Below are 24658 nucleotides of genomic sequence, written 5' to 3'. Positions count from 1 at the left end.
TATGGTCTCAGACCTCTTCGACCCCGACCGCTGGGAGCCGATTACGGACGATTTCGAGGATATCACCTACCACCGCGGGACGGACGTCAACGCGGTCCGAATCGCCTTCGACCGTCCGGAGGTGCGGAACGCCTTCCGCCCGGAGACTGTCGACGAACTCTACACGGCGCTGGACCACGCCAAGCGCCAGACCGACATCGGCTGTGTCCTCCTGACGGGCAACGGCCCCTCGCCGAAGGACGACGGCTGGGCGTTTTGTTCGGGCGGCGACCAGCGGATTCGCGGGGACGCGGGCTACGAGTATGAAGACGATGAGAACGAGGCTGAGCAGCAGGATGCCCCCAGACTACACATCCTCGAAGTCCAGCGGCTGATTCGGCACATTCCGAAGCCGGTCATCGCCGTCGTGCCGGGGTGGGCCGTCGGCGGTGGTCACTCGCTGCACGTCGTCTGTGACATGACGCTGGCCTCCGAGGAGAACGCCAAGTTCCTCCAGACCGACCCCGACGTCGCTTCCTTCGACGCCGGCTTCGGGTCGGCGTATCTCGCCCAACAGGTCGGCCAGAAGAAGGCTCGTGAGGTGTTCTTCCTCGGAAAGACCTACTCCGCCGAGGAGGCCGTCGATATGGGGATGGCCAACGAGGCGGTCCCCCACGAGGAACTGGAGGAGGTCGCCTTAGAGTGGGCCGACGAAATCCTCTCGAAGTCGCCGATGGCGATCCGGATGCTCAAATACGCCTTCAACATGGATACGGACGGCCTCATCGGCCAGCAGGTGTTCGCGGGGGAGGCGACGCGTCTCGGCTACATGACTGATGAAGCCCGCGAGGGGCGGCAGGCGTTCAACGAGAACCGCGAACCGAACTTCGAGAAGTACGATTGGTATTACTGAGGCGCGAACGCCCGTCTGCTTCCTATCTGTCTCATAAACCCGGCGGCAATTGCTGGCAGTACCCCTTCGGAGATGGAATCCGTAGAGACGCCTGTCAGCGCCGACACCATGTCGGGCTGTCCGGCGGGTGACCTCCACCCGCCAACCATTGGTCCACTTTCCTGAGACACTCAATGTAACTCAATGGTTCTGAGTGGTTTTTAGAGTCAAATTTATATGCCAAGGGGTACTAATCGGTAATACGATGAGCGAGAACACGAACCCCGTCGAAACGGTATTCGAACTGCAGCGTAACACCATCGAGCAGACCCACAACGCCGTCTCCCGCGGCGTCGAAATCCAGAAGCAGGTCAACTCCACGGTCCTCGACACCATCGACCCGGCCCGCGACGTCTCCGACCGCGGCAACGACCTCCTGCGGACGACCGTCGACAGCTACCTCGACGCCGTCGAATCTGCTGTCCCCGCCGAACAGGACGTTTTCGGTGACCTCCGCGACAGCATCGACGAGCAGCTCGACACGCTCGAAGAGAGCCAGACGGACGCCCTCGACACGCTCGAGGAGAACCTCCGTGACGGCAACGACTCCCTCGAGGAGTTCCTCGATGACTTCCTCGACCAGCTCGACGAGCAGGTCGACGCGCTTCTCGAGGCCAACGAGGACCTCGAAGACCAGACTATCGACGCCCTCGAACAGCTCGAAGAGCAGATCGAGGACCTTCAGGAACAGCTCGAAGAGCAGGGCGACGACTTCCAGGAGCAGGTCGAAGACCAGCTCGACACCATCTCCGAGCAGTTCGAGGAGCAGGCCGAAAGCGTCTCCGAACAGGTCGAAGACGTGACCGAACAGGTCGAGGACGTCTCCGAGCAGGTTCAGGACGCTGCCGACGACGTCGCAAGTCAGGTCGAGGACGCCGCCGACGAAGCGACTTCCGCCTAAGTCGCAGTCCCCGTCCTCCCGTAGGCACCCTCGTATCCCATTCCTCCCTTTCGACGCCACCGCCGACAGCGGCCGCACTTCCCGGCCGAGAGCGTCTCCTTCGAGGTATTCCATCGTTTCCTCGTCCGCCTGCGAGGAATCGCAGTAGTGGCGGCCGACATCCGACTGCGGAACGTCCCACGAAAACGTCTCCCGACTGATGGACGAAACGTCAGGGCGGACCACCGGGCCTTATACTGCGTCCGGCCCGAGTATCGACAATCAGGTATCCATGACCGAAACGACCGAGGCGGTTTCTCCGGTGAAGGCGTGGCTGATGGCGGCACGGCCCCAGACGCTCCCGGCTGGCGCCGCGCCCGTCATCGTCGGGACCGGCCTGGCGATTCACGAAGGCGTTTTCGCACCGCTGCCCGCCGTCTTCGCGCTCGTCGGCGCGCTCCTGCTGCAAATCGGGACCAACTTCGCCAACGACTACTACGACGCCGTCCGCGGCGCCGACACGGAGGACCGGGAGGGCTTTACCCGCGTGACGGCCGGCGGAATCATCGACCCCGGTCGCGTCAAGGCGGCGATGTACGCGACCTTCGGCCTCGCTATCGTTATCGGGGTCTATCTCGTCTATATCGGCGGCCTCCCAATCGTCGTCATCGGCCTCGCCAGCGTCGTCGCCGGTATCACCTACACGGGCGGGCCGCTGCCCTACGGCTACCGCGGCCTCGGAGACGTCTTCGTCTTCGTCTTCTTCGGCCTCGTCGCCGTCGCTGGCACCTATTACGTACAGGCGGTCACCTACGTTGCCGACCCGCTTCCGCTCTCGGTCCCGCCTGAAACGCTCCCCGTCGCCGCCGTCGTCGCCGCGCTGCCCGTGGCCGGCCTCTCGACGGCCATCCTCGTCGTAAACAACATCCGAGATAAGGAGACCGACGCCGCCGCCGGCAAACGGACGCTGGCGGTCATGCTCGGCTATCGTCTCAGTCGCATCGAGTGGACCGCAATGGTCGGGATGGCCTACGTCGTCCCGGTCGTCTTCTGGGCGGACGGTTACACGCCCGCCGTCCTGCTGCCGCTTTTGACCGCGCCGCTCGCCGCTCGTCTCGGCCACACGGTCTGGACCCACACCGAGGGTGCGGCGCTGAATCCCGCCTTGGAGCAGACCGGGAAGCTCCTCTTTGCCCACTCGCTGCTCTTTGCCATCGGGTTCGCCTTCCCGACGCTCGTATGAGAATCGACCCCTTTTCCCTGTCGCTGTCGACGCCGCTGGAGACCGCCGCCGGTACTATCGACGAGCGCCGGGGCTTCCTCGTACGTCTCGATATCGACGGCACGCCGGGACTCGGCGAGGCGACGCCGCTTCCGGGCTGGACGGAATCGCTCGACGATTGCGAGGCCGCACTCCGGGATGTCGCGGACCCGGAAGCCGCGCTCGATAGCGGCCGGCTCGATGGGACACCGGCCGCTCGACACGGTGTCTCGCTGGCCGCTCTCGATGCCCGCGCACGCGCTGCTGACGTGCCGCTATATCGCTACCTTGGCGCCGATTCCCGCATCGAACGCGTCCCGGTCAACGCGACGGTCGGTGACGACGACGCGAAGGCGACTGCCGAGGCGGCCGCCGATGCCGTCGCCGAAGGGTATCCGGCAGTGAAACTCAAGGTCGGTTCGCGGTCGCTCTCGGAGGATATCGACCGTCTCGAAGCCGTCCGACAGCGGTGCCCGGATATCGAACTCCGGGCCGACGCCAACGGTGCGTGGGACCGCGAGACCGCCGAGCGTGCGCTGTCGGCCTTCGCCGACCTCGATGTGGCCTTCGTCGAACAGCCCTTGCCAGCCGACGATTTGTCTGGCCATGCCGCTCTCAGCGGTGGTACCGTCGGTATCGCCCTGGACGAGGGACTCCACGAGCACGGTATCGATGCGGTACTGGAGGCGGGGGCCACCGACGTCGTGGTCTGTAAGCCGATGGCGCTGGGCGGTATCGACCGGGCTGCGGATGTAGCTCGCCGTGCTCTCGATGAGGGCCTCGATGTCGTTGTCACGACGACCATCGACGGCGCGGTGGCCCGGGCTGCCGCGGTCCACCTCGCGGCTGCACTCCCGCGGGTTCGTGCCTGTGGATTGGCGACGAGAAGCCTCCTCGTCGAGGATATCCGGGAGAACGTCGCCCCGATACGGTCGGGGGCGGCCGTCGTTCCACAAGGAAAAGGAAATATTCCCCCCTCGTGAAAGAGGCTACGCTACGATGCGAGACTGGCTGGCGACCCGGGCGAGCGCGACGCCGACGGCAACCGCGATAGCCGCCGCTGGCGACGTCGACCGGGCCAAGACGTACGCGGACCTCGACGAGCGGGTCGAGGTACTCGCCGGCCGCCTCGCCGCACGCGGCGTCGGCGTCGACGACGCGCTGGTCGTCTGTGCCGAAACCCGCGCGGAGTTCGTCGAACTCGCCCACGCGGCCCAGCGGCTCGGGGCCGTGCTGGTGCCGGTCAACGCCCGCCTGTCGGCCGCCGAACTGTCGGTTCGCTTCGACCGCGTGAATCCTACAGTCGTCGTCTGCGAGGCCGACACGGAGGCGGCCGTCACCGAGGCCACCGACGCAAACGTTCTGTCGGTCGACGAGCCTGAAGGGAGCGCCGAGGCGCTGGCGAGCGTCCAGCCGGAACCCTTCGACCTCCCCGAATGGGAACTCGACAATCCGCTCGTCGTCATGTTCACTTCGGGAACGACCGGCGACCCGAAGGGCGTCGTCCTGACGATGGGCAACGTCCTCGCGAGCGCGACGGCCTCGGCGTTCCGGCTCGGCCTCCGGGATACCGACTGCTGGCACGTCTGCCTGCCGATGTACCACATGGGCGGACTGGCGCCCGTCTATCGGTCGACGCTCTACGGGACGACGATATCCGTTCAGCGTGATTTCGAACCCCGAGCGGCGCTGGCCGCGATGGAAGCGGCCGGCACGACCGCCGTCTCGCTGGTCCCGACGATGCTGGAGCGACTGCTCGATACCGATGTCGACGCCGGCCCGCTTTCGGACCTCCGGTTCGTCCTGCTGGGCGGTGCCGCCTGCCCGCCGGACCTGCTGGAGCGCGCCCAGAATCGGGACGTTCCGGTCGCGCCGACCTACGGGATGACCGAAGCCGCCTCCCAGATAGCGACGGCGACGCCCGAACAGGCCCGGCGCAACCCCGAGACGGTCGGCAACCCCGTTATGTTCGCCGAGCTAACCGTCGTCGACGAGGCTGGCGCAATCTGTGAGGCCGGCGAGACGGGCGAACTCGTCGTCACCGGCCCGATGGTCACGCCCGGCTATCTGGACGATGAGGCGACTATCGAGGCCTTCACTAACGGCGGCCTCCGGACGGGCGACCTCGGCCATCGCGACGAGGAGGGGCAGGTCTACGTCCACGCGCGGGTTGACGACACCATTATCACCGGCGGGGAGAACGTCGACCCGTCCGAGGTGGCTGCTGCGATTCGCGCCCACGAAGCCATCGAGAACTGTGCGGTCGTTGGCCTCCCTGACGAGGAGTGGGGCGAGCGCGTCGCCACGCTGGTCGTCCCAGTCGACGGCGCCGAAACCTCCGCCGACGCAATTCGGGACCACTGCCGAGATCGACTCGCGGGCTACAAGCTCCCCCGAACCATCGCCTTCGCCGAGGCGTTGCCTCGCACTGCCTCGGGCACGGTCGACCGGGAGGCCGTTACGGCGCGACTCCGTGAAGCCGACGGGCATGCCGACGAGATTTAAACCGGTGCCGGCCCTAGCCTGAGGCGTGTGCACCCTCACTGTTGCATGGCGCGTCTTCGATGATGCGCCGATCTGTGTCGCCGCGAACCGCGACGAGGCGTTCGACCGACCAGCCACGCCGCCGACGGTCCGTGAGGGGCCGCCCCGCGTGCTCGCACCCCGCGACGAGCGGGCCGGCGGGACGTGGATCGGCTACAACGAACACGGCGTCTTCGCGGCCGTCACTAACCGCTGGGAGGCCGGCGAGGGCGACCGTTCCCGCGGCTTGCTGGTAAACGACGCCCTCGCGGAACCGACCGCTGACGACGCCCTCGCCCGGGTCGAGGCGGAACTCGACGAACGCGAATACGCGCCCTTCCATTTCTTGCTTGCCGACAGCGAGGACTGCCTGTTCGTCGCGAACCGTGGCGACGAAACCGGCGGCGGCTACGTTACCGAGTCCTTCGCCCCCGGCATTCATGTCATCGTCAACGTGGGCACTGCCGACGAGTGGTTCGTCCCCTCGGCACGCCCCGACGTCGGCAAGCAGCAGGCCGCCAACGCCGAGCGCCTCCAGACCGACCTCCAGCCACGTGACGGCGAGACGGCCGCCGACTGGACCGCCCGCGCAAGCGAGTATCTCGGTGACCACGACTACGGCGTCTGCGTCCACCGCGACGGCTTTGGCACCCGCTCGTCGTCGCTCGTCCGCCTCGGCGACGAGCAGCATTTCGCCTTTGCCGACGGCCCGCCCTGCGAGACTCCCTACGAGGCTGTCGAAGAGAGGCTTTAAAAGGCTCGCAGGCCCACGTATACACAATGAGCGCTTCTGAGGAGGACCTCTCGGAGACCGAACGCGAAGGCCTCGAACTGATTCGCGAGAGCGGCGGTATTCATCAGAGCGATTTCTGGAAGGAACTGGACGTCGATTCCCGGAAGGGGAGCCGCATCATCGACAAACTGGCCGACATGGGCCTCGTCGACCGGGAGGAAACCGTCTACGAGGGTCACAACACCTACTACATCACCCCCGTTCGCGACCCGAAGGACCTCGATTTCTCCCTCCTGATGGCCGGCGATATGCTCTCGCCGTTCGTCGGCGACGAGGAAATCGACCCCCAGAGCGACGCCTTCTCGCACTGGGTGATGAATCTCGCCTATCAATAACCACTTTTTGCACCTCCTTCGCGCGCCTGCGGCGCGCTCAGTCGGGCAAAAACATGGTGAAAATATGCGCGACTCGCTCCTGTCGCGCCGCTTCGCGGCGCGGTAGTCGCTCGTCGCTACGGCGCCTCCCTGCGGTCGGCGCCGGGAACCGCCTCGGGGGCGACCTCCGGACGCCCCCTCGGCGGATGCACTCTTGACTTTGAATTCAATAGTTCGAAACAGTGGCGGTTACCCTCATCATTATTCAGACGAATAAAACAGCAATAGTCAGGTAGCATCCGCGCGAGCGAAGCGAGCGCGGTTCCCCGGACGCGAACGGAGTGAGCGTCCGGCCTTTTTTCATCAACGTTTTTTAGCGGGGGTTGAGGCGGCGCTTCGCGCCGCCGATGCCCCCGCTAAAAAAGGTTGGGGCGAAGCCTATATACCCGTCCTGTGGCTTTCGGCGTGTATGGATGCCCACACCGTAATTGAGGAGTGGGAGGTTTCGCCCTTCGACGGCGGGTTCGACGGCCTCCGCGACCTGCAGTCGCGGCGGTTCAGCGGCGCCGTTGAGGTCGGCGACAGCCGGTTATTCCTCCGTGAGGGGGAACCGCTGGCGGTCGTCTCGAACTTCGAGGAAGATCCCCGGGAGGGACGCATCGACGTCTTCGAGGACGCTGCCGGCCGACTTCACGAAGCGTCGGCGCCGGCGACGGCGTCGCTGGCCGCGATGCTCGCTCTCGATGGCGAGGTTCGGGGTCGGTATTTCAGCGACGACACGCCGATATCGAGAGTCCACGAGACGCTTTCGGGCGGCGGGTTCACGGGCTATATCGAACTCTCGGAGAACGTTCTCAGCGGCGATTACTTCGTCGTCTACGAGGACGGCGACGAGGACTACATCGGCTACATCAGCGCCAGCGGGCGGCTGATTACCGACGAGGAGGCCCAGCAGAAAGCCGAGGGTGAAATCGGCATCTACGACGTCGTTGCCGTCTCCTTGCCCGACGTCGAGATTCCGGAGCCATCCGAACCGGATGCCGGGACGGCCGCTGCGGGCGTGGTCTCGGACACCGAACCTGAGTCGGAGCCGGAATCGACGACTGAACCAACGCCGGTAGCTGACTCTGGTCCCGAACCGGAAAGCGAACCCGCCCCCGAGTCCGATGCCGAGGCTCAATCGGAGACTACGGCTTCGGTTTCGGAACCCGAAGCGGATTCGGAGCCGGCCTCGGAGCCGGCACCCGAGTCGGAGTCGGAACCCGCAGCCGAACCGACAGGAGAGGCAGAATCCGACCCCGCCGTCGAACCGGAAACGGGGCCGGAATCGCCGGCCGAACCGGCACCGACGGCAGAACCGACGGCCGACTCGGAGGCAGAGACGTCGCCCACAGCCGACACCGAGACCGATAGCGAGGACGACGACGCGTCCCCGGGGTCGGCCGCGACGCCGCAACCCGACGACCCGTCGGATGCCGCGGCGGCAACCGAACCCGAAACGGAGCCGGTATCGACACAGGCTACGGAGACGGCGACTGACACCGAGGAGTCGACGACGCCAGCGGCGGACACCGAATCGGACGGGCGGGAGCCGTCGGGCTCCTCGTGGAACTCGACGGAGTCACAGCCTCCGACCAGCGATTCGACGTCGGACCCGACCGGGTCGGTCATGGACGGTATCACCGCGCGGTCGGTCCCCTCCATCGACCCGGAGAACACCGGTCGCGGGCAGACCAGCGACGGTGAAACGGCCGCCGGAGGTGCTGCTGCGGCGACGTCGGCGGCGGAGACCCAACGGACACAGGCAACCTCCGAGCCGGAGCCGGAACCCGAACCGGAATCGGAACCGGCGTCCGAACAAGCGGCTGCGCCCCCGGATGCCGAATCGGCTGAGGAGACGGTCCCGGAGGACGAGGTTCAGGACCGCATCATGGAGGTTCGGCAGGAATACGAGGCGGAACTGGATTCCCTGCGGTCGGAACTGGACGCCTTGCGAGCAGAGCGCGACCGACTACAGGAGCGGGTCGAAACGCTCGAAGCCGCCGAAGAATCGGCTGGCGGCGCGGGGGCAGGCGCAAGCGGCGTCAGCCTGACGCCGGACCGCGCGCTCGCGGGGACGAGCCTCTTCGTCCGCGATGAGGGACCCGGTGGCCCGACGCTGGAGGACGCACACGCAGGCAACGTCGACGCGGACGAACTGGACGAGAATCTCCGTATCGAGTACCACACCCAGTTCGAAGACGAAGGCGCAACCGTCGACGGCGAACCGTTCGATGCGTTCCTCACGTCGTCGCCGCGCTATGCCTTCGCGGAGTGGTTGCTCACTTCCCTCCTGTTCGAGATTCAGTCGACGCGTTCGGAGAGCGTGATGCGGCCGCTCTACGACGCGCTGCCGGAAATCGACCGCATAAGCTTCGACGATACGGTTGCCGTGGGCGAGGACGAAGAAGGCCGGGACATCGAGTTCGACGTCGTCGCGCGCGACCGGATGGGCGACCCGCTCGTCGTCGCCAACATGGACGAGAGCCGCGACCCCACCCATGCCGATTCGCTGGAGCCGCTCATCGACGACGCATCCGACATCGGGATGGACGCCGACCGATTTGCCGGCGCCTTCGCGGTCACGTCGAGTTACTTCGAACCGGACGCGCTGGAGGCCGCCCGCGAGGCGACGAGCGGGAGCCTCCTCAGCCGGGAGAAATACCGCAACTTCGTGAAACTCTCGCGCAACAAGGGCTTCCACCTCTGTCTGGTGGAGTCCCGCGACGAGTCGTTCCACATGACGATGCCGGAGTTGTAGGCGACAGGCGATATCGCGCGGTAGCCCGCGCTTTCCAGCAAAGCGAGAAACGTAGAGAAAAGCCGTTCAGTTCTCGATTTCCGGGACTTCGTCGATCTTCATCCCTTCGAGCTTTTCGATGATTTCGTCGACCTTCGTATCCAGTTCCGAGACGAATTCGACGGTATCCTCGGTCGTGATTGCGCCCTGGCTGGAGGGTTCGATGAGGTTCTCCTCTTCGAGAACGCGCAGCGAGTAGCGAACCTTGTGGTGGGGGTAGCCGGTCTCGTTGGACATCTTGACGATGCCGATAGGCTCGTTCTCGATGACCATCCGCAGCACCTGCAGATGGCGCTCCAGCATGTCTACTTCCTTCTCAAGCCGATCTATCATGGCATTTGTTAACTCGTGTTTGCAGGGTTTAAAAGTTGCTGTCCGTTTGGGCCCATCCCCGGCACATCTGGGGTATTGAAACGTAGTTCGAGAGTGCTGTTTATATGCCTTGTGACGCCGGCCCATATGGCAGGCGTTCAGAGCGGTGCAGGCGGCGGAATCCGCCCTCGCGCGCGGCGGAGCGTCGGCGGGAGGCTGGCCAGACCGTAATCGGTTTACCACCTTGGGCGAAACGTCGTCCCGATGACCGTAACCATCGTCGGTTCGCAGCTCGGCGACGAGGGCAAAGGGGGTATCGTCGACGTCTACGGCGATATCGCCGATGTCGTCGTTCGCTATCAGGGCGGCGATAACGCCGGCCACACCGTCGTCCACGAAGGCGACGAGTACAAACTCTCCCTCGTTCCGTCGGGCGCCGTCCGAGGCAAAATTGGCGTCCTCGGCAACGGCTGTGTCGTCAACCCGCGCACGCTCTTCGAGGAAATCGACACGCTCCGCGACCGCGGCCTCGACCCCGACGTCCGGGTCGCCGAACGCGCTCACGCGATTCTTCCCTACCACCGCGTTATCGACACCCTCGAAGAGGACGTCAAATCCGACGACGACCTCGCCGCCGGTACGACCGGCCGCGGCATCGGCCCGACCTACGAGGACAAGGCCGGCCGCCGCGGCGTCCGCATCGGCGACCTGCTGGACCCCGAGACGCTCCGCTCCCGGCTCGAATACGTCGTTCCCCAGAAGCGCGCGCTCCTCGAAGAGGTCTACGACATCTCCATCGAGGACCACGAGGACATCGACGCCGACGCCTTCGATATCGAGGCCCTCTTCGAGCAGTACCGCGACTTCGGCGACCGCCTCGCCAACGAAGGCATGACCGTCAACTGCGGTGAGTTCCTCGCCGACCGCCTCGATTCGGGCGAGGAACTCATGTTCGAGGGCGCACAGGGCACCTCCATCGACATCGACCACGGCGTCTACCCCTACGTCACCTCCTCGAACCCCACCGCTGGCGGCGCGACCGTCGGCACTGGCCTCGGTCCCACCGTTATCGGCGACGGCGAAGTCGTCGGCATCGTCAAGGCCTACCTCTCCCGTGTCGGTACCGGCCCGCTTCCGACCGAACTCGGCTCCGTCGACGGCCAGACGCCCGACGACGGCGGCCGACCCTCCGAGGCCGACCTCGCCGAGTACATCCGCGACGAGGGCGGCGAATACGGCACCGTCACCGGCCGCCCGCGCCGCGTCGGCTGGCTCGATATCCCGATGCTCCGCCACGCCGCCCGCGCGAACGGCTTTACCGGCCTCGCCATCAACCACATCGACGTGCTCGCCGGCCTCGACGAAGTGAAAGTCGGCCACTCGTACACCCTCGACGGCGAGGAAGTCTTCACGATGCCCCCGACGACCGAGAAGTGGGGCGACTGCGAGGCGAACCTCCGGTCCTTCGAGGGCTGGGAGGACGTCGACTGGAACGCCGTCGCTGAAGAAGGATACGAGGCCATCCCCGAGAACGCTCGCGAATATCTGGACTACATCGCCGAGGAACTGGACACGCCCGTCTACGCCGTCGGCGTCGGCCCTGGCCGCGAGCAGACCATCGTCGTCGAAGACCTGACCTAGAATCGCTCGGCCGTCGGTTTCTGCTGGCAGTCGTTTCGAAGTCCTAGCGCATGCCAGGGATGTGGCGCTGAATTTTCAGCGCCTTCGTCATGATTTTCGCGTAGAGCCAATGCGGCACGCCCGGCGGGTTCGTCATGCCGAGGTGCTTCTGGACGGCGACGGTCTGGGGTTCCGTATACTTCATGAAGCCCTCGTCACCGTGGCGACGGCCGATACCGGAGTTCTTCATCCCGCCCATCGGGGCGTCCAGTGAGACCCACGCGGCGGCGTAGGCTTCGTTGACGTTGACGGTGCCGGCCTCGATTCGTTTGGCAATCTGTTTACCGCGCTCGGTGTCTTCGGTCCAGACCGAGGCGTTGAGGCCGTAGTCGGTGTCGTTGGCCCGCTCGATGACCTCGTCCTCGTCGCTCCACTTGTAGATAGAGACGACGGGACCGAACGTCTCCTCGGTACAGAGGGCCATCGACTCGTCGACATCGGTGAGGACAGTCGGTTCGTAGAAGTACGGGCCGAGGTCGGGGCGTGCGGTGCCGCCGGTGAGTACGGTCGCGCCCTCGGCTTTGGCTTCCTCGACGTGTTCGGTGACCTTGTCGAACTGGTCTTCGGAGATGAGGCTGCCGACGTCGACGTCGTGGCCGTAGCCCGTGCCGATATGCAGGTCCTCGATTGCGCTGACGAAGGCCTCGACGAACTGCCCGTAGACGTCCTCGTGGACGTAGAGTCGTTCCAGCGAGATACACAGCTGGCCGGCGTTGGTGAAACAGCCGCGGATGAGGCCTTCGACCGCGCGGTCGATGTCGGCGTCCTCACAGACGATACCGGGGTTCTTGCCGCCCAACTCCAGCGAGACGTCGGTGAGGTGTTCGCCCGCCTGACTGGCGACGATACGGCCCGTCTTGCCGGAGCCCGTAAAGCAGACGTAATCCGAATTCTTCACGAGCGGTTCGCCGAGCGTCGGACCGAAGCCGGTGACGACCTGGAAGACGTCGCGGGGGACGCCGGCCTCCCGGAGCAGTTCGACGGCCTTCAGTGCGGTGTAAGAGGTCTGTTCGGCGGGTTTGAGGACGACGCTGTTGCCGGCCAGAATGGCAGGGAGGGCGTCCGAGACCGCGAGCGAGAGGGGGTAGTTCCACGGCGAGATGATGCCGATAGTCCCCTTCGGGTGGTGGTGGACCGTCGTTTCGGTCAGGCCCGGAATCGCGGCATCGCGCTGTTCGATTTTCAGGTAGTCCTCGGCACGGTAGGCGTAGTGGCGGGCCGTAATCGCCACGTCGAGGATTTCCTCGTAGGCGTGGCGGCGGGCCTTCCCGCTTTCGAGTTGGACGATATCCAGCAGTTCCTCGGCGTGTTCGAGGACGAGGTCGTGATAGTCGATGATGACCTCGGCGCGTTCCTCGACGCTCCAGTCGGCCCAGGCGGTCTGGCCCTGGTCGGCCTGCTCGAAGGCGAGTTCGATGTCGTCGGCGTCACAGGCGGGCAACCGGCCGATGATGGAGCCGTCGAACGGCGCCTCGACATCGAAGCGTTCGTCGACGCCACCGGCGGTGGTAACGTACGATTCGAGCCCTTCGAGTGACTCGTGTTCGGTTGAGCCGATATCCGGCTCTGTCGTGGACTCGGAAACTGTCATGGTGAGGTATTCGCTCTACGGTGTGTTAACCATACGGGAACGAGCGAAAACGCGGGGAGCGTTGCCGACGGTACCTGCCGGTAGCGGGCGAAGTACCGATGAAAACGAATCAGCGAATACCGATTAGTGGATGCCGAGCGCTTCGATCTGCTCCTGATAGCGGTTGCGGATGGTGACCTCGGTCACCTGTGCGACTTCGGCGACCTCACGCTGGGTCTTCTTCTCGTTGCAGAGCAGCGAGGCGGCGTAGATGGCCGCGGCGGCGTAGCCGGTCGGGGACTTGCCCGAGAGCATGCCCTTCTCGGCGGTGACTTCGATGATTTCGCGGGTCTTCTGTTCGACCTCCTCGCTGAGGCCGAGTTCCGAGCAGAAGCGCGGGACGTACTGGACGGGGTCGACCGGTTCGAGGCCGAGGGAGAGTTCCTGTGCGATGTAGCGGTAGGTCCGGCCGATTTCCTTCTGTTCGACACGGGCGACTTCGGCGACTTCGTCGAGGCTGCGCGGGATGCCCTCCTGTCGGCAGGCGGCATACAGCGCGGCGGTGGCGACGCCCTCGATGGAGCGGCCACGGATGAGGTCCTCGTCGAGCGCACGCCGATAGATGACCGAGGCGACCTCGCGGACCGAGCGAGGGACGCCCAGCGCCGAGGACATCCGGTCGATTTCGCTGAGGGCGAACTGCAGGTTTCGTTCGCCGGCGTCCTTGGTCCGGATGCGTTCCTGCCACTTGCGGAGTCGGTGCATCTGGGAACGCTTCTCCGAAGAAATCGAGCGGCCGTAGGCGTCCTTGTCCTTCCAGTCGATCTGGGTGGTCAGCCCCTTGTCGTGCATCGTCTGGGTGGTCGGCGCGCCGACCCGGGACTTCGATTGCCGCTCGGAGTGGTTGAACGCACGCCATTCCGGGCCGCGGTCGATGTTCTCCTCCTCGATAACGAGCCCGCAGTCCTCGCAGACGAGCTCACCCCCGCCATCGGCGCTCCTGACGAGTGAATCGGATTCGCACTCCGGACAGCCAGTTTCTTCCTCGCTTTCTGTCTCGTCTTCGCTGGTGCGCTCACGCTGGCGGGTGGGCCCTGGCATTATGCTTATATGGTTTGCCTACTCCACATATAAAGTCTTTGCACTACTCGCTTGTTGCCCCAAAAACGTCCACCTCGTTCCCGTCGGACGGCACCGAATCACACGATTCCGGAAATTCCTGCTCCTATTCGGGGCGGGCGAGGGGGCGGTTGGGTCGAATTCACGTCGAAAGTCAGTTCGCGCGCGGTCCGAACGCACGGTCATGACCGACATCCGATAGGATGCGCTTCAAGTTACGGAACGACCAAAGGTAAGTAAGCGACGTCCGGTCAGGAGTTCCGGACGGCGACGAGACAGACCGCACCGGCGAACAGGCCCGAGACGGCCAGGAAGGGCGACAGCGCCGCCAACAGCAGCAGGACGCAGGCGGCGTTGAGCGCTAGGAGGGCCGACATCGCGGGCAGTTCGCGGGGGCGGTCGGAGCGGTACAGCATGGAGGGCCGAAGTGCCGTTCGCATTCGAATCACGGGGCGATGCCCCAGGGTTCCGGCGGGGGTCGAACCCGCAGGGCCCCGACTGGCCCGGAACCGTCCGACGGCATCACTCGACGGTCGCTTCGAGGACGCCGAAGCCGTCCTGCAGCCGGGCTTCGGGTGCGTCGGTCGCGTCGGCGAAGCCGACCGTCGCGCGAGCGTCGACGTAGAGGTCGAGCGCGTCCGGGCGGACGCCCTCCAAATCCTCGACGTCGACGTGTTCGACACCGTCGACGTCCGCGAGCAGGTCGCGGACGCCGCCCTCTACGTCGCCGGCCGCGCCCCGGGGGACGCGGACCGACAGCCGTGCTCGGTAGGTCTGTGCGAGCATAGGTCCCCGGCGGGAGTCGAACCCGCCCCGCACGATGGCGGGACCTGCTGCTAACGGGGATGGATGTCTCTCTGCGATTCGCGCGAGGGGTAGCGAGGGTCGGAGCGCAGCGAGACCCTCGACCTCAGTAGCGAGGGACGGAGCGCAGCGAGACCCTCGGCTCCCGAGTATCGACGGCGCAGAAAGCGGGTCCGCACCCGCAGCACGGGCTTTCCCTCGTAGTCGGCAGGAGAAAGCCCGCCGCGCCGCCGAACCGGGTTATGCGGCGCGAATCACGGATGCGGACGGAGCGAGGGACCACCCGTTCGCAGCCGTGACGCACCGCTTGGCAGCGGCGGCATACACGAGCATGCGAGTGCGAGTGGTCATTGGGAATCGCTCCGAGTTATTTCAGCGTGTAAGCGGGTTCGTATTAGTAGTTTCCCCGGGGTGTGAGGTCCTAACACGGTTATTTCCGCCACTCTCGTGGACGGAACTGTCCATCGGCAGACGAATCTGTTCGGCACGTCTTATCTATCGAATAACAGGTTCTGCCGACTGTCCACCGTCTATGAGAATCTCAGCGAGCGCGCGCGAACCTACGGCCCGTCCTGCAACTCGGCCGCGCGGATGACCGCCTCGCGGTCGACGTCGCTCACGTCGTCGTAGCCGATGAGGCCCAGCGTGAGGTCGAGGTCGGCAAGGAAGTTCTTGACGACGGCTTCGACGCCGTCCTGACCGTCGATAGCGAGGCCGTAGGCGTAGGGGCGCCCCAGTTGGACGGCGTCGGCGCCGAGCGCCAAGGCGATGAGCGCGTCGGCGCCGCGGCGGATACCCGAATCGAAGAGGACCGGCACGTCCTCGCCGTCCAGCGCCTCGATGACGTGCGGCAGGGCGTCGATGGCCGGCACGGCGTTGTCGACCTGTCGGCCGCCGTGGTTCGAGACGATGACGCCCTCGGCGCCGCGGTCGACGCATTCGACGGCGTCCTGGGGGTGGAGGACGCCCTTGACGACGACCGGGATATCGGCGAACTCACAGAGCCATTCGAGGTCGTCGAAGGTGAGCGAGGCGTCGCCGAAGATATCGATGAATGTGCGGATGGCGGGCAGTTCGTTTTCCTCGGGCGGCGCGTCACACAGGTCGCGGAACGCTCCGTCGGCGAAGTAGTTGGCCACACCCTCGCCGTCGAGGAAGGGGAGGTAGGCGTCGCTGATGTCGCGTTCGCGCCATCCGAGGATGTTGTTATCCAGCGTGACGACCAGCGCCTCGTAGCCCGCCTCCTCGGCCCGGCGGACGAAGCTCTTGGCGACGTCGTCGTTCGAGGACCAGTAAAGCTGGAACCAGCCCGGGGTATCGCCCAATTCGTCGGCCATGTCCTCCATGGTGTGGGAGGCGGCCGAGGAGGCCACGAGCGGAACGTCGAGGTTCGATGCCGCCCGTGCCGTACCGAGTTCGCCCTCCTCGTGGATGATGGACTGGACGCCGATGGGCGCAAGCAGGACGGGCACCGAGAACTCGGTACCGAACAGTTCGACGGAGAGGTCACGCTCGGAGAAGTCCCGGAGCATCCGGGGCCACAGGCGCCACTCCGAGAACGCGTCGCGGTTGTGGCTGATGGTCCGCTCGCCGCCGGCACCCCCCGCGACGTAGCCGTAGGCCTTCTCGTCCATCACTTCGAGAGCGGCTTCCTCCAGTTCCTCGAAGGAGGGGGGGACGTCCGGCGTGATGTCGGCCATCCCCTCCATGAATATCTCGACCTGTCGGTCCGACCCGCGGTTGGACTCGCTCATGTGCCGTCTCATGTCCGGGTGTGGCATATACTTTCAGACCGCATCCGAGAAGCGAACTTTCTCGGTAATGGCGGCCGCCCACTCTAGTATGCAGATAACCGTCATCGGCGCTGGTAGTATGGGCCACGGCATCGCGCAGGTTTCGGCGATGGCCGGCCACGACGTCCGACTGAACGACGTCGACGAGGACCGCATCGAATCTGGCATCGAGTCCATCGCGGAGAACCTCGGCGGCGGCGTCGAGCGCGGCAAAGTCACCGAAGAGGAACGGGACGCCGCCTTGGACCGTATCGAGGCCGGCCCGGACCTCGCGGATGCCGTCTCGGATGCGGACCTCGTCGTCGAGGCCGTCCCCGAGGACATGGACCTCAAGAAGAACGTCTTCACCGACGTGGAGGCGGCCGCCCCCGAGGACGCCATTATCGGGTCGAACACCTCCTCGCTGTCGGTCACCGAACTCGCCAGCGCGCTGGACCATCCCGAACGAGCGGTCGGCCTCCACTTCTTCAATCCGCCGCACATCATGGACCTCGTCGAGGTCGTCATCGCCGAACAGACGAGCGCGGCCGTCGAGGATACCGCCATCGAGTACGTCGAGGGCCTCGACAAGGAGGCCGTCGTCGTTCGGGACAGCGCCGGATTCGCGTCCTCCCGTCTCGGCGTCGCGCTCGGCCTCGAAGCCATCCGGATGGTCGAAAGCGGCGTCGCCAGCGTCGAGGACATCGATACCGCGATGGAGGAAGGCTACAGCCACCCGATGGGGCCGCTGAAACTCACCGACCTCGTCGGGCTGGACGTTCGCCTCGATATCGCCGAATATCTCCGCGAGGAGTTGGGCGAACGCTTCCGACCACCGCAGACGCTCCGTAAGAAGGTCCGCGCCGGCAACCTCGGCAAGAAATCGGGCGAGGGCTTCTACGTCTGGGAGGACGGCGAGGCCGTCCGACCGGCCGACGAACCGCCCGAGAACTGACGGCGACGCTCCCACATCGAGGGCGTCGCTTTCGTCCTCCGAGGCCGCTCTCGTAAGTGACTTATCCGGCAATCGGGTAGGCCACCACGATGGAAATCGATCTCGTCTGGGGCGTCGGCGAGGGCCGGACCTCCCTCGGGTCGTTCGACCGGGCCCTCAGCGAAGCCAACATCCACAACTACAATCTCGTTTCCCTCTCGTCGGTCATCCCCGAGGGCGCGTCCGTCGTCGAACGCGGCGCACTGGAACCCGGGCGCTGGGGCGTCGGTGAGGTCGTCGCCGTCGTCACGGCCGAAAAGACGGGCACCGAACCTGGCGAGAAAATCGCCGCCGGTCTCGGCTGGATGACTGCTGAGGAAGGCGGCGTCTTCATGGAGCATTCCTGCGGGACGCGAGAGGAGTGCGAACACGAGTTGCTGCGGAACCTCGAAGACGCCCGCGAGACTCGCGAGTGGAACTGGACGGGCGAACCACGCACCAAAATCGTCGAGGCGACGACCGAGGAGGTCACGTCGGTCGTCACCGCCGCCGTCTACCGGCCGCTGTCGCTGGAGTAGCGGTTATCGGTCTCGGTTGTCGACGTCGACCCGGTCTTTCGGCATCAGGCTCTCGAAGGGCTGGTCGTCGAGCCACTCACAGAGTCGGACGAGTTGCTCGGTCGCGGCCTCGAACAGTTCTTCGCCCTTTTCAGGTGTCGCGTCGGTCTGGTCGCCGAAGACGCCGTTGTCGCTGTTGTCGATAGCGTCGTAGAACGTCCGGGCGCCGAACTGGCGGCCGGTCGTGTGCGGGTCGAAATCCAGCACGCCGCCGTCGCGGGCTTCGGCCAGTCGGTCCTCGTGGACTAAGCGTTCGGCCAGATGCATCACCATCGCCGTCTCCTTGGGGCCGCCGTGGGGGCCGTTGTGGTCGAACAGGTCGTCGACGAGATCGGGGATGGACTCGTCCCACATCCACTCGATGGCGTAGGCGGTCCGGTCCTCGCGGACGCGGCGGCCGACCTCCCGGAGGTGGTCGACGTTGCCGCCGTGGGCGTTGACGAAGACCACGCGGTTCAGGCCCTGATAGGCGAGGCTCTCGACGAGCGATTCCATGTAGTCGCGAAAGGCCGGCGGGTCGACCGACAGCGTCCCCGGGAACTGCTGGTGGTGGGGGCTCACGCCGATTTTGACGGTGGGCGTACAGACCACGTCCGCCCTGCTTGCGGCCTCGCGGGCCAGCCCCTGGGCGATGATGTGGTCGGTCGCGAGCGGGAGATGCGGGCCGTGCTGTTCGGTCGAACCGACGGGGACGATTGCCAACGACTCGTCGTCGAGTTGCTCGCCGGCCTCGGGCCAGGCGGCGTCTGCGAGATACATATCTCCGCTATGGACTGGCTCCACAAAGAATCCCGCCCGACGCTGCGCTTGTTTGGCGGCCGAGTCGGGAACGATAGGACAAAGTAGCCGCCCGCCGCAGAACCGCGTATGACTGACCACGACGACCACGTAGACGAGGCCGAAGAGGGACGCACCACCGCACCGCAGAGCGACTACTCGGGCCGCGATGTCGCCATCGGCGCGGTCGTCGCCGTCATCGGCCTCCTCGTGATTTTCGGCATCCCGTTCCTGCTGGCCTGAGGCCTTTTAATAGCCGCTGTTCAACCGCCGCGTCTCGTAACCGTCGGTGAGTTCTTCCCATCGGTCGGCGAGTTCGTCTCCGGACCAGCCCTCTTCCGAATCCGTCGAGAGACTCCGCTCGCGTTCGGGGTCCGAAACGATGGAGACGCTGTCGCCCGCGACGGCGAGGGTACAACCGGTGATTCCTTCGGCCTCGCCGCTGGCGAGGAAGACGGGTACACCCGTCGTGTGCTGCGGGCCCATATCCCCCTCGTCGACGCCGGCCATGCCGGGCAGGTCCTCGGTCATCCGGGTCAGTGCCGTTGGCCACATGGCGTTGACGCGGACGTCGTACTGGTCGAGTTCGAGGGCGGCGGTTCGCATCAATCCGAGGATGCCCGCCTTCGCCGCCGAGTAGTTGGCCTGTCCGATGTTGCCGACCGAGACGCCGCTGGAGACACAGATGAACGAGCGCTCACGCTCGAAGCCGTCCGACTCCTTGTAGCGCTTTCGCCAGTGAGCGGCGGCGTTGCGGAGCGGGGAAAAATGGCCCTTGAGGTGGACGTCGATGACGCTGTCCCACTGGTCTTCGTCCATCTTGAACAGCATGCCGTCACGGAGGATGCCCGCGAAGTTGACCACCGCGTGGACGGCGCCGTATTCGTCGACGGTGTCGGCGATGAGTCGTTCCGTATAGTCGAGGTCGGTCACGTCGCCGAAGTGAGCCATCGCCTCGCCGCCGGCCTGCTCGATTCTATCGACCGTCTCTTGGGCTGGTTGTTCGTCGGAGCCTTCGCCGGAGACGTCGACCCCGAGGTCGTTGACGACGACCCTCGCGCCTTCGTCGGCTAACGCCGCTGCCGTTTCCTCGCCGATGCCGCCGCCGCCACCGCAGACGATACAGACCGTGTCGTCGAGCATGCCTTCGGGTTCGCCGGCACCCCGTTATAAGTTGGTGCCGTCTACGGGCGGTGGCTTTAGCCGGAGACTCGAGTCCCGCCTACCGTCGCGGTACGAGCAGGACGCCGAGTAGCACGAGTGACCCACCGCCGACCACGACAGCAGAAACGGGTTCGGCGAGGAAGAGCGCGCCCAGCGCGACGGTGATGACGGGCTCGACGGTGCTGAGAATCGCTGCCGGGCCGGCGCCGATACGCGAGAGGCCGGCGAAGAAGGTGAAAATCGGGACGGCAGTGGCGAAGACGGCGATAGCGAGGATGGTTCCCCACGCGACGGTACCGGAGGGTATCGCAAGCGAGTCGGTGCCGAGGCCGATAACGAGGAACGTAATCGCAGCGGCGGGCATGACGTGGGCGGTCAGAATCGGCGCGGCCACGTCCTCCAGTGTGGTTCGGCTGGCGGTGATGTAACTGGCGTAGACCAGTGCCGCCAGCAGAACGATGCCGACGCCGCGGAGGTCAGCGGCCGCGGGGTCCGCGCCGGTGATGAGGGCGATGCCCGAGAGGGTGACCGCCAGCGCCGCGATGCTTCGGCGGCCGACGGGTTCGTTCAGGAAGGCCGCCGCGAGCACGAGGACGAAGACGGGGTAGGTATAGAGGATGATTCCGACCATACCGGCGGTCATGAATTCGAGGCCGAGGAAGTAGAGCCCGGACATGGCGGCGTAGCCGAAGGCACCGAGAGCGACGCCCGCGAGCAGGTCGCGCCCCCGGAGGAGTTTCAGGCGGCCGCGAACGCCGAGGAGAGCCCACACCAGCACCGTCGCCAGCAAAAAGCGGAAGAAGAGGACCGTCGGAATCGAGAGGCCGATGTCGCCGGCGACGGTGCCGAAGATGCCGAGCGTACCGAAGCCCACGGCTGAACAGAGCACGAACAGCGCGCCGACGCGGGCATCATTCATGTGGGAGGCACCGCCCGGGCGGGGAAAGCGATTGTGAATCGCCCGCGGGCGCGGCCGGTTGCGGAACCGACTTGTCACCGCCCCTGTTTCGTCCGTGTGTGCTGGCCCGTCTCGAAGCCCGGACGCCGCCGCTTGCCGCGCTGGCGGTCGCCATCGTCGCCGTCTCGACGAGCGCGATTCTCGCCCGCTGGAGCGCGGCCGACGCCGTCGTCTTGGCGTTCTATCGGGTGCTGTTGACGACGCTACTCATCGCGCCGCTGGTCTTCACTCGATACCGGGGGGAGTTCGACGCCTTCGGATTGCGCGACCTGCTGATTGCGGGACTGACAGGTGCGGCGCTTGCGGTCCACTTCTCGGCGTACTTCGAGAGCCTCGAATGGACCAGCGTCGCCGCCAGCGTCACGCTGGTCCAGTCCCAGCCCGTCTTCGTCGCGCTGGGCGCCGCGCTGCTTTTGAGCGAGCGTATCGGCGCCCGGAAGGCCGTCGGCATCGCCATCGCCATCGTCGGTATCGTGGCGATGTCGGCAAGCGAGTTCGTTTCCGGGGCGGCCGTCGCCGGAACCCGCCCGCTGTTCGGCAACGCTTTGGCCGTCCTCGGCGCGTTCATGGCAGCTATCTACGTCCTCGTCGGGCGGTCGCTCCGGCAGCGGATCGCCCTCGTCCCCTACGTCATGGTGGTCTACTCCGCGTGCGCGCTCACGCTGTTCGTCGTCGCGCTGGTGCAGGACCTCCAGTTGACGGGCTATCCGACCCGCGAGTGGCTCATCTTCCTCGGGATGGCCGTCGGGCCGGGGATTTTCGGCCACACGGTCATCAACTGGGCGCTCGAACACGTCGAATCATCTGTCGTCAGCGTCTCCCTTCTGGGCGAACCCGTCGGTGCGACGCTGCTCGGTGTGCTGTTACTCGCGGAAGTCCCGGGCCTGCCGACCGTCGCCGGCGGTGCCGTCGTGCTGTTCGGCATTTATATCACGTCGACTGCGCGCGCCTGATTTCGGCTTGAGACGTGAGCGTGTCGCTTACTCCGACCGGGCCTGTCGGTGCGCGTCGGCGACGGCCGTTTGCAGTTCGGCGCCCGTCTCGGCGTAGGCGAGGTGGCTTTCACAATCGCAATCGGAGGCGCCGAAGCCGTCGACTGGCCCTTCAGGGAGCCCGCTGGCGACGGCACACTCGATGTCCGAATCGGGCGTTCGCACGTCGCCGCGAATCCGGCTCTCGGGATGGCCCAGCAGGTAGTCGATATGCCAGTGGCGGGTCTCCCGGTCGCCAGCGGCGAGTTCGTAGTGGCGGTCCACGCGGCCGAAGCCGCCCGTTCCGAGCGCGCTGCCGGTGTATGCGTACCAGCCTGCGGGAAACTGCTGGTCGCCGAGGGCGCCGACGCTGATGGTCGTCGCTTCGGGCACCTCGACGAGCAGGGTGTAGGTACCGCCGGTCACACCCCCGCCTTCGTCGCCGGTCGGCAAAACTCCCCCGAAGCGGCGTGACCCGCCATACTTTTGGCCCGGCCCGCCGGAGACTGCTACATGAAGGAGTCGCTCATGGATATCCTGTGCTGTCCGCTCGACAAAAGCGACCTCGAACTGGAGGTCATCCGCGAGGACGACGACGAGATTCTGGAGGGGCGGCTGGTCTGTACCGACTGCGGCGAGGAATACCCCATCGAGGACGGCATCCCGAACCTCCTGCCGCCGGACATGCGCGAGGAAGCGGCAGCCTGACGTCGACGGGGCTACCTCCGATACCCGCCGCAAGCCCGTCTAGCAGCAGCCTTTTTTAGGCCACCCCGCGAGTCGTTGGCCGTGACCGAAACGCTCGGCGTCGATGTCAACCGGACGGGGCTGCATACGCTCGAAGCGCAGACCACCTTCGAGGCGAACGGCCCCTTCGCCATCGCGTTGACGAACCACGGCGAGCCGGCCCACGTTCACGTCCATCTCGACGACCGTCTCTCGGAAATAGCGCGCATCGAGGCCACGAACCACTACCTCGAATCCGACGAGACGCGCCACATCGAGGTCAAGGCCCGCGACCCGACGGAGTGGCCCTCGGATATCGTCCGCGGCAAACTGAAAGTCGTCACCGGCCACGGACGGGAGACCCACTACACCGACGTCCGGTTCGACCGCACCCCCGAAAAGGAGCCGGTCGAAGTCGATCCCGACCTTTCGAAACCGCAGCAAACCGAAGAAACGGGCGTCTCGCCGGCGATGCGCGCCCTGCCCGTCGGCGTCCTTGGCGCCGTTGCACTTCTCCTCGCTATCGGCGCGCTGTTCGCCGCCGACGGCATCAACTTCATCCTCGGTGCCTTCGCGATCTTGGCGGGCGTCTGCTGTGCCGTCGCCGCGAATTTCCTGCTGGGCTGATTACTCGTCGTCGGTCGGGACGCCACAGAGGTTTCCTTCCTCGTCGAACCGTTTCGCCCGCAAAAAGCGCGTCCGGTAGCGGTTGGCGTCGTCGTAGACGTCGGCCTCTCGGACCTCGTCGGCCTCGCCCTCGGCGACGGTGTCGATGATGGCCTCGATTTGCTCCTTTTCGCTCGGCGTGAGTTCGAACTCGTAGGTTTTCGGCTCCTCGGCTTCGAGCTTGGTCCACTGGCGTGCGGCCGCGACGACCATCGAACAGGGCTCCCGACACGGGAACTCGCCGTCGCCGCCGTCGACGTCGAGGTCCGTCTCCTCGTCGTACTCCCACTCGCGGCGCTTCAGGCATTGAGAGTCGTCACAACAGGCCTCGGCAACCCAGTTGACGTGCTCGTGGCCCTCGCCGCGGTCCCACGTCTGGATGACGCCGTAGATGCCGGTCTGCCGTTCCATGGTCGGCACCCAGTGGGAGACGTCGAGGTCGCCCTGCCGTTCGAGATGCCAGTTGGCGATGGTGACCGGATAGATGACGTCGACGGCGCGACCGAGCGCCCGGCCGTCCAGGTCGACGAACGCCCATCCGGTCGGGAGCGTCGGCGCCGTTTTCAGCGGCCGGTAGCGCCCGCGGTCGTCGTGTTTGACGAGTTCGCGAGCGTCCAGCGGGTCGGTGTGGACTTCCAGGGCCTCAACGTCGGCGTCGCTGTCTTCCTCGTTTCGGAGGGTGTAGACGCGCTGGCCGTCCTGTCCAAGCGAGATGTCGATGTGGAGTTGCCCCCACGATTCGGTGAGGCCGCCGTCGGCCATCGCCTCGTAGCGCTCCGGAACGGGCGTCTCGTCGGCGCCCTCCAGCCACCGGAGGAACGCCTCTTCGGGGTCGGGGCGATCCGCCTGCGTCCAGAAGTACCAGTTCGAGACGAACCACGGGTTCTCGGTAGCCACCTCGTGGAGGCCGTCCTCGTCGAGGCCCTCGTGGGAGGTGCCGGGGGTCTCGAAGGTGTAGGTGTCGCCGTCGCGGGCGACGGAGAGTCCGTCGTAGTCGATGCCCTCGTCGGTCGCCTCGACGAGCGCGGTGAGTTGTGTGTCGTTCAC

26 protein-coding genes are annotated in these 24658 nt (G+C 65.8%); 15 read left to right on the top strand and 11 right to left on the bottom strand.

Annotation, left to right across the window (positions count from 1 at the left end; genetic code table 11):
* Nucleotide 1: 1 nt before the first annotated feature.
* The 8 genes from HWV23_RS04455 (at nucleotide 2) to HWV23_RS04420 (ending at nucleotide 9502) form a co-directional block, all read left to right on the top strand.
* Nucleotides 2-892, top strand: coding sequence for a 1,4-dihydroxy-2-naphthoyl-CoA synthase (locus HWV23_RS04455; protein ID WP_178289222.1), 891 nt, complete (start codon nucleotides 2-4; stop codon nucleotides 890-892).
* A 244-nt stretch (nucleotides 893-1136) separates the two neighbouring features.
* A complete protein-coding gene (locus tag HWV23_RS04450; protein ID WP_178289221.1) occupies nucleotides 1137-1832 on the top strand; it encodes a hypothetical protein in 696 nt (231 codons plus the stop codon).
* Between the two features lie 271 nt (nucleotides 1833-2103).
* On the top strand, nucleotides 2104-3054 hold the full coding sequence (locus tag HWV23_RS04445; RefSeq protein ID WP_178289220.1) for a 1,4-dihydroxy-2-naphthoate polyprenyltransferase: 951 nt from the start codon (nucleotides 2104-2106) through the stop codon (nucleotides 3052-3054).
* Nucleotides 3051-4055 carry a mandelate racemase/muconate lactonizing enzyme family protein gene (locus HWV23_RS04440; protein WP_178289219.1) on the top strand — a complete coding sequence of 335 codons (1005 nt, stop codon included), beginning with the start codon at nucleotides 3051-3053 and terminating at the stop codon, nucleotides 4053-4055. The genes HWV23_RS04445 and HWV23_RS04440 overlap by 4 nt, the downstream gene beginning before the upstream one ends.
* Nucleotides 4056-4071: 16 nt before the next feature.
* Nucleotides 4072-5577, top strand: coding sequence for an o-succinylbenzoate--CoA ligase (menE, locus tag HWV23_RS04435; protein ID WP_178289218.1), 1506 nt, complete (start codon nucleotides 4072-4074; stop codon nucleotides 5575-5577).
* 25 nt (nucleotides 5578-5602) lie between these two features.
* On the top strand, nucleotides 5603-6349 hold the full coding sequence (locus HWV23_RS04430) for an NRDE family protein (RefSeq protein ID WP_178289217.1): 747 nt from the start codon (nucleotides 5603-5605) through the stop codon (nucleotides 6347-6349).
* Between the two features lie 26 nt (nucleotides 6350-6375).
* The gene (locus HWV23_RS04425; protein ID WP_178289216.1) at nucleotides 6376-6723 is read left to right on the top strand and encodes a helix-turn-helix transcriptional regulator; all 348 of its coding nucleotides are present in this window, start codon (nucleotides 6376-6378) and stop codon (nucleotides 6721-6723) included.
* A gap of 448 nt (nucleotides 6724-7171) precedes the next feature.
* Nucleotides 7172-9502: a DUF4200 domain-containing protein gene (locus HWV23_RS04420; protein WP_178289215.1), complete on the top strand. Its 2331-nt coding sequence runs from the start codon at nucleotides 7172-7174 to the stop codon at nucleotides 9500-9502.
* 66 nt (nucleotides 9503-9568) lie between these two features.
* Here the strand turns inward: HWV23_RS04420 and HWV23_RS04415 are convergent, their stop codons facing one another.
* Nucleotides 9569-9874: a hypothetical protein gene (locus HWV23_RS04415; protein WP_178289214.1), complete on the bottom strand. Its 306-nt coding sequence runs from the start codon at nucleotides 9872-9874 to the stop codon at nucleotides 9569-9571.
* Nucleotides 9875-10117: 243 nt separating this feature from the next.
* On the opposite strand from HWV23_RS04415, the gene HWV23_RS04410 reads away from it, so the two are divergent.
* A complete protein-coding gene (locus tag HWV23_RS04410; protein ID WP_178289213.1) occupies nucleotides 10118-11494 on the top strand; it encodes an adenylosuccinate synthase in 1377 nt (458 codons plus the stop codon).
* 43 nt (nucleotides 11495-11537) lie between these two features.
* Here the strand turns inward: HWV23_RS04410 and HWV23_RS04405 are convergent, their stop codons facing one another.
* The 5 genes from HWV23_RS04405 to HWV23_RS04385 all read right to left on the bottom strand — a co-directional run bounded on the left by HWV23_RS04405 (nucleotide 11538) and on the right by HWV23_RS04385 (nucleotide 16780).
* Entirely contained in the window at nucleotides 11538-13124 is a 1587-nt protein-coding gene (locus HWV23_RS04405) for a succinic semialdehyde dehydrogenase (protein ID WP_178289212.1), read from the bottom strand.
* 123 nt (nucleotides 13125-13247) lie between these two features.
* Nucleotides 13248-14204 (bottom strand): transcription initiation factor IIB, encoded by a 957-nt coding sequence (locus HWV23_RS04400; RefSeq protein ID WP_178289211.1) that lies wholly within the window; start codon nucleotides 14202-14204, stop codon nucleotides 13248-13250.
* A gap of 269 nt (nucleotides 14205-14473) precedes the next feature.
* A complete protein-coding gene (locus tag HWV23_RS04395; RefSeq protein WP_211693312.1) occupies nucleotides 14474-14638 on the bottom strand; it encodes a hypothetical protein in 165 nt (54 codons plus the stop codon).
* Nucleotides 14639-14744: 106 nt separating this feature from the next.
* Complete coding sequence (locus HWV23_RS04390; protein ID WP_178289209.1) at nucleotides 14745-15008, bottom strand: hypothetical protein; 264 nt, start codon at nucleotides 15006-15008, stop codon at nucleotides 14745-14747.
* A gap of 578 nt (nucleotides 15009-15586) precedes the next feature.
* A complete protein-coding gene (locus HWV23_RS04385; protein ID WP_178289208.1) occupies nucleotides 15587-16780 on the bottom strand; it encodes an alpha-hydroxy-acid oxidizing protein in 1194 nt (397 codons plus the stop codon).
* A gap of 88 nt (nucleotides 16781-16868) precedes the next feature.
* On the opposite strand from HWV23_RS04385, the gene HWV23_RS04380 reads away from it, so the two are divergent.
* Both HWV23_RS04380 and HWV23_RS04375 read left to right on the top strand, forming a co-directional pair.
* Nucleotides 16869-17753 (top strand): 3-hydroxyacyl-CoA dehydrogenase family protein, encoded by an 885-nt coding sequence (locus tag HWV23_RS04380; RefSeq protein WP_178289207.1) that lies wholly within the window; start codon nucleotides 16869-16871, stop codon nucleotides 17751-17753.
* A gap of 89 nt (nucleotides 17754-17842) precedes the next feature.
* Nucleotides 17843-18310 (top strand): pyruvoyl-dependent arginine decarboxylase, encoded by a 468-nt coding sequence (locus tag HWV23_RS04375; protein ID WP_178289206.1) that lies wholly within the window; start codon nucleotides 17843-17845, stop codon nucleotides 18308-18310.
* Between the two features lie 3 nt (nucleotides 18311-18313).
* On the opposite strand, the gene HWV23_RS04370 is transcribed toward HWV23_RS04375, so the two are convergent.
* Nucleotides 18314-19108 (bottom strand): creatininase family protein, encoded by a 795-nt coding sequence (locus tag HWV23_RS04370; protein ID WP_178289205.1) that lies wholly within the window; start codon nucleotides 19106-19108, stop codon nucleotides 18314-18316.
* 108 nt (nucleotides 19109-19216) lie between these two features.
* On the opposite strand from HWV23_RS04370, the gene HWV23_RS04365 reads away from it, so the two are divergent.
* Nucleotides 19217-19369 (top strand): DUF7550 family protein, encoded by a 153-nt coding sequence (locus tag HWV23_RS04365; protein ID WP_178289204.1) that lies wholly within the window; start codon nucleotides 19217-19219, stop codon nucleotides 19367-19369.
* Between the two features lie 6 nt (nucleotides 19370-19375).
* On the opposite strand, the gene HWV23_RS04360 is transcribed toward HWV23_RS04365, so the two are convergent.
* Both HWV23_RS04360 and HWV23_RS04355 read right to left on the bottom strand, forming a co-directional pair.
* Nucleotides 19376-20269, bottom strand: coding sequence for an SDR family NAD(P)-dependent oxidoreductase (locus tag HWV23_RS04360; RefSeq protein WP_178289203.1), 894 nt, complete (start codon nucleotides 20267-20269; stop codon nucleotides 19376-19378).
* A gap of 79 nt (nucleotides 20270-20348) precedes the next feature.
* On the bottom strand, nucleotides 20349-21209 hold the full coding sequence (locus HWV23_RS04355; RefSeq protein WP_178289202.1) for a DMT family transporter: 861 nt from the start codon (nucleotides 21207-21209) through the stop codon (nucleotides 20349-20351).
* Between the two features lie 98 nt (nucleotides 21210-21307).
* On the opposite strand from HWV23_RS04355, the gene HWV23_RS04350 reads away from it, so the two are divergent.
* The gene (locus tag HWV23_RS04350; protein WP_178289201.1) at nucleotides 21308-22201 is read left to right on the top strand and encodes a DMT family transporter; all 894 of its coding nucleotides are present in this window, start codon (nucleotides 21308-21310) and stop codon (nucleotides 22199-22201) included.
* 27 nt (nucleotides 22202-22228) lie between these two features.
* On the opposite strand, the gene HWV23_RS04345 is transcribed toward HWV23_RS04350, so the two are convergent.
* Complete coding sequence (locus tag HWV23_RS04345; RefSeq protein WP_178289200.1) at nucleotides 22229-22645, bottom strand: GIY-YIG nuclease family protein; 417 nt, start codon at nucleotides 22643-22645, stop codon at nucleotides 22229-22231.
* An 87-nt stretch (nucleotides 22646-22732) separates the two neighbouring features.
* On the opposite strand from HWV23_RS04345, the gene HWV23_RS04340 reads away from it, so the two are divergent.
* Nucleotides 22733-22927 carry a methytransferase partner Trm112 gene (locus tag HWV23_RS04340; protein ID WP_178289199.1) on the top strand — a complete coding sequence of 65 codons (195 nt, stop codon included), beginning with the start codon at nucleotides 22733-22735 and terminating at the stop codon, nucleotides 22925-22927.
* 81 nt (nucleotides 22928-23008) lie between these two features.
* A complete protein-coding gene (locus HWV23_RS04335) occupies nucleotides 23009-23572 on the top strand; it encodes a DUF7524 family protein (RefSeq protein ID WP_178289198.1) in 564 nt (187 codons plus the stop codon).
* Here the strand turns inward: HWV23_RS04335 and HWV23_RS04330 are convergent, their stop codons facing one another.
* Nucleotides 23573-24658 carry a DR2241 family protein gene (locus HWV23_RS04330; RefSeq protein WP_246282729.1) on the bottom strand — a complete coding sequence of 362 codons (1086 nt, stop codon included), beginning with the start codon at nucleotides 24656-24658 and terminating at the stop codon, nucleotides 23573-23575.

Origin of the sequence: Natronomonas halophila, from assembly GCF_013391085.1 — an archaeon.
In the GTDB taxonomy this organism is placed as follows: domain Archaea; phylum Halobacteriota; class Halobacteria; order Halobacteriales; family Haloarculaceae; genus Natronomonas; species Natronomonas halophila.
This window is presented reverse-complemented; position numbering and strand designations above follow the sequence as displayed.